The following is a 4468-nucleotide window of genomic DNA, read 5'->3' on the forward strand; positions in this document are numbered from 1 at the left end:
CACGGTTTTGGCATCGGGCGGGCGCGGCCGCGCCGGGCGACTGCGGCGCGAAAGCGGCGCCTGGCGGATCGTCAGGCGGCCGACCGCGTGCCAGCCGAAGAAGCGGTTCACCCGTTCCAGGATGACATCGGAGGAGTGCTGGATCTCCAGCGCCATCGGCCCTTCGACCCGCAGCACCAAGGTCGCGGGCTCCTGCGGCTGCCCTTCCACCGGGCGCGGCCACTGCATCTTCATGGGCTCGCAATAGGCCGCGATCCGGTCGCCGGCGATCTCGGTCCAGCGCGTCACCAGTTCACGTGCGGCAAAGCCCTGCTTGGCATAGGCGTCGGTGAAGACGTTGCTGAGCAGGATCGACAGGGGCTTTGCGCTGATCGGGCCGGGTCTGGACATGGGAGGGGTTATAGCATCCTGCGGTAGGGAACGCTCCGGCCGTCATGCCCGGGCTTGTCCCGGTCATCACGCCTGGACGAAGAGTACAAAGAAAGACGTGGATGCCCGGGTCAAGCCCGGGCATGACGTGGAGGGATTGGATCAGTGACCTTAAGGTAGGCCCATGAGTTCTCGCGCGGCCGCCAAAACCAAACCGACTGACCACCAGACCGCCCGTCCGGCGCGGCTGCTCGCCTGGTATGACCGGCATCGCCGGACGCTGCCATGGCGCGCGGCGGCGGGCGAGCGGGCTGGTCCGTATCGGGTGTGGCTGTCGGAGATCATGCTGCAGCAGACCACGGTGCGGGCGGTCGGGCCTTATTTCGAGAAATTCATGTCGCGCTGGCCCGACGTGACCGCGCTCGGCCGCGCCTCGCTCGACGATGTGCTCAGGATGTGGGCCGGGCTCGGCTATTATTCGCGGGCGCGCAATTTGCACGCCTGTGCGGTTGCGGTGATGGGCGACCATGGCGGGGTGTTTCCGGACACCGAGGACGGCCTGCGCGGGCTGCCCGGCATCGGGCCGTACACGGCGGCTGCGATCGCCGCCATCGCCTTCGACCGCCGCACCATGCCGGTCGACGGCAATATCGAGCGCGTGGTCACTAGGCTTTATGCCATCGAGGAGGCGCTGCCGCAGGCCAAGCCGCTGATCAAGGAGATGGCCGCGACGTTGCTCGGCCCATCTCGGGCCGGCGACAGTGCGCAAGCCTTGATGGACCTCGGCGCCACCATCTGCACGCCGAAGAAGCCGGCCTGCGCATTGTGTCCGCTGAATGACGATTGTGCAGGCCGCATCCGCGGCGACCAGGAGACATTCCCGCGCAAGGCGCCGAAGAAGAGCGGCGCGCTGCGTCGTGGCGCGGCCTTCGTGGTGACGCGCGGCGGCGAGCTATTGGTGCGCTCGCGCCCGGAAAAGGGTCTGCTCGGCGGAATGACCGAGGTGCCGGGATCGCAATGGCTCGCCGGGCAAGAGGATGCCGCGGCGCTGGCGCAGGCGCCGGAACTCAAGGGCGTCACGCGCTGGCACCGCAAGGCCGGGGTCGTCACCCACGTGTTCACGCACTTTCCGCTGGAGCTCGTCGTCTATACGGCCAGTGTTCCGTCACGAACCCGCGCGCCCGACGGCATGCGCTGGGTGCCGGTGGCGACGCTCGACGGCGAGGCGTTTCCGAACGTGATGCGCAAGGTGGTCGCGCACGGGCTCGACCTCTGAAGGATGACCTGCTGACACCATGCTGGCAGCAGCGCCCGGCTATCACCTCCGGCACAACGGAGGCCGCCATGATTGCAACCGCGCTCGACAACATCCCGAGACCGCCCTGCGCAAACCTGCTCGGCTGGCACCTTGTCGATGCACGCCCGCGGGAGGGCTGGATCAAGATCGTCTTCGACGGCAAGCAGGACTTCTGCAATCCGGCCGGCTTCGTCCAGGGCGGCATGCTGTCTTCGATGCTCGACGACACGATGGGGCCGGCGGTGTTCGTGATGACCGAGGGCAGGCTCTTCACCACGACGATCACGATGACCGTGAATTTTCTGGCGCCTGCCAAGCCCGGACCGATCACCGGCGAGGCGACCGTGACGCAACTCGGCAAGACCATTGCCTTCGTCGAGGGCCGGCTGACCTCGGCAGAAGGCACGCTGCTCGCGACGGCGACGAGCAGCATCCGGTTGGTGGAAGCGGCACGGGCGCTGCGCTAGGGATTGCTCGCGCGACAGCCAGTCCCGTCACCCTGAGGTGCGAGCGGAGCGAGCCTCGAAGGGTCGACGGCCACCGGCCGTGCCGTGCACCCTTCGAGACGCCGCTGCGCGGCTCCTCAGGGTGACGGAATAGAAGGCGGCTTGAAGCTGCGCGGCGCTTGTGCGCCCGCCCGCTGCACGATCGGCGGCTTGGCGTTCAGGCCCTCGACCTGGAAACCGGCGACGCGCTTGTAGTTCGCGGCGATGTCCTCCAGCTCCTGCTGCGACAGCACCTCGGTGACGACGCCGAAGCCGTTGGGTGCGCGCTCCTCGACCAGCTGCATCACCTGCTCGGGGCCGTTGCGGCGGTTCAGCATGACAAGATCAGTCGTCGCCGGCCGCCGCTCAGCCTCATAGGCTGACAGCGCCAACTGCGTCGGGCCATGCGCCAAAATCTCGCGCGTCAGCGTGCGCGCATCCAAAATCGCCTGCGAGGCGCCGTTGGAGCCGATCGGGTACATCGGGTGTGCGGCGTCTCCCATCAGCGTGACGCGGCCGAAGGTCCATTGCGGGATCGGGTCGCGATCGACCAGCGGATATTCATAGGCATGCTGACAGTTCCGGATCAGGCCGGGCACGTCGAGCCAGTCGAAATTCCAGTTTTCGAACCACGGCAGGAACTCGTCGAGCTTTGCGGTGCGGTTATAGTCCTCGCGGCGCCACTGATAGGTCGGCGGCATGTGCCGCTCTGCGACCCAGTTGATGTCGAACTTGCCGTCGGCGCCGGCCTCCTTCGAGATCGGGTAACAGACGAATTTCAGGATCTCGTGGCCGGCCATGATCATGGTGCGGCCGGTGAGGAAGGAGTCCGCCCGCGTGATGCCGCGCCACAGGATGCGGCCGTTCCAGATCGGCGGTCCTTCCTGCGGATAAAGCTTCTCGCGCACCGCCGAATGGATGCCGTCGGCGGCGATCAGCACCGTACCTTCGTAGCTGCCGGCGGGCTTGCCGGTGGCGCGGTCGATGAACTCGGCGCGCACGCCATCCTGCGTTTCGGTCCAGCCGGTGAGGTGATGGCTGGTCAGGATGTTCGCGGCACCCAGCCGTTCGGTCGCGGCATCGAGCAGCAGCTGCTGCAGCCGGCCGCGGTGGATCGAGAATTGCGGCCATTTATAGCCGGCCTCGAGCCCACGCGGCTCGCTCCAGATCGGCTTGCCGTGCTTGGAGAAATAAGCGAGCTCGCTTGTGCGCACCGCCGTCGCGTCGAGCACATCGTGCAGGCCGAGCTCGATCAATTCGCGCACCGCATGGGGCAGCACGTTGATGCCGACACCGAGCGGCCTCAGCTCGGGCACGCTCTCGAACACGCGGCAAGGCACGCCGATCTGATGCAGGCTGAGCGCCAGCGTCAGCCCGCCAATTCCGCCACCTGCAATGAGCACCGTCATGAAAAGCCCTCTCGATTGGCCTTGGTCATCGCACGACGGCCCTGCCGCGGGCAAGGTACCGCGCGGGGTGGACGGCAAGGGGGGCCGGGGTTAACGTCCGCGGCATCTCATAAAAACCGGGCCGGGTTCGCAGTGAACCGACAAGGCCCGCAGAGGACAACGACATGCTCAAGCTCTATTTCGCCCCCGGCACCTGCGCGCTCGCCTCCCACATCGCGCTGGCCGAGGCCGGCGCGCCCTACACCACCGAGAAGCTCGACTTCAAGGCCAACCAGCAGAACAGCCCGGAGTACCTGAAGATCAATCCGAAGGGCCGTGTGCCCACGCTGGTGACCGACCGTGGTGTGTTGACCGAAACCCCGGCGATGCTGGCCTACATCGCGCAGACTTTTCCGCAGGCGAAGCTCGCGCCGCTCGACGACGCTTTCGAGTTCGCCAGATTGCAGGCGTTCAACGCCTATCTCTGCTCGACGGTCCATGTCTGCCACGCCCACAGGATGCGCGGCGCGCGCTGGGCGACGCAGGAGACGTCGTTCGCCGACATGAAGACGATGGTCCCGAAGACCATGGGCGCCTGCTTCGACCTGATCGAGCGCGACATGCTCAGGGGACCGTGGGTGATGGGCGACAGCTACACGGTCGGCGATGCCTATCTCTACACGCTGACCCTCTGGCTCGACGGCGACGGCGTCGACATCGCGACCCTGCCGAAGGTGAAGGCGCATCGCGCCGCGATGGAGAGCCGCCCGGCAGTGCAGAAGGTGCTGGCGGAGCAGAAGGCGTAAGCGCCAAAAACAAAACTCGGTGTCGTCCCGGCCAGGCGAAGCGCGAGCCGGGACCCATAACCCCAAATCGCAGTCGTTGTGCCACGCTGGGGCCGCTGCCGTCTTCATCACAAGCAGCGATGG

At 66.8% G+C, this 4468-nt stretch carries 5 protein-coding genes; 3 read left to right on the top strand and 2 right to left on the bottom strand.

The genetic code is table 11. The features are described 5' to 3' along the window. On the bottom strand, positions 1 to 390 hold a 390-nt coding region (locus H8A95_RS41680), incomplete at its 3' end, for a DUF721 domain-containing protein (protein WP_229188266.1). Between the two features lie 163 nt (positions 391 to 553). Between H8A95_RS41680 and mutY the strand changes: the two genes are divergently transcribed. Both mutY and H8A95_RS41690 read left to right on the top strand, forming a co-directional pair. Further along, entirely contained in the window at positions 554 to 1645 is a 1092-nt protein-coding gene (gene mutY / locus H8A95_RS41685) for an A/G-specific adenine glycosylase (RefSeq protein WP_229188267.1), read from the top strand. A gap of 68 nt (positions 1646 to 1713) precedes the next feature. After that, complete coding sequence (locus H8A95_RS41690) at positions 1714 to 2133, top strand: PaaI family thioesterase (RefSeq protein ID WP_229188268.1); 420 nt, start codon at positions 1714 to 1716, stop codon at positions 2131 to 2133. A 116-nt stretch (positions 2134 to 2249) separates the two neighbouring features. Here the strand turns inward: H8A95_RS41690 and H8A95_RS41695 are convergent, their stop codons facing one another. Continuing rightward, positions 2250 to 3560, bottom strand: coding sequence for a flavin-dependent oxidoreductase (locus H8A95_RS41695; RefSeq protein ID WP_229188269.1), 1311 nt, complete (start codon positions 3558 to 3560; stop codon positions 2250 to 2252). A 164-nt stretch (positions 3561 to 3724) separates the two neighbouring features. Here H8A95_RS41695 and H8A95_RS41700 point away from each other — a divergent pair, with 164 nt between their 5' ends. Beyond that, the gene (locus H8A95_RS41700; protein ID WP_229188270.1) at positions 3725 to 4345 is read left to right on the top strand and encodes a glutathione S-transferase family protein; all 621 of its coding nucleotides are present in this window, start codon (positions 3725 to 3727) and stop codon (positions 4343 to 4345) included. Positions 4346 to 4468 lie beyond the last annotated feature (123 nt).

The organism is Bradyrhizobium oropedii (assembly GCF_020889685.1).
GTDB lineage: Bacteria > Pseudomonadota > Alphaproteobacteria > Rhizobiales > Xanthobacteraceae > Bradyrhizobium > Bradyrhizobium oropedii.

Excerpts from the sequence above, each read along its gene's own strand:
- H8A95_RS41700 (WP_229188270.1), top strand. The coding sequence starts at position 3,725 with ATGCTCAAGCTCTATTTCGCCCCCGGCACCTGCGCGCTCGCCTCCCAC.
- H8A95_RS41690 (WP_229188268.1), top strand. The coding sequence starts at position 1,714 with ATGATTGCAACCGCGCTCGACAACATCCCGAGACCGCCCTGCGCAAAC.
- H8A95_RS41695 (WP_229188269.1), bottom strand. The coding sequence starts at position 3,560 with ATGACGGTGCTCATTGCAGGTGGCGGAATTGGCGGGCTGACGCTGGCG.
- mutY (WP_229188267.1), top strand. The coding sequence starts at position 554 with ATGAGTTCTCGCGCGGCCGCCAAAACCAAACCGACTGACCACCAGACC.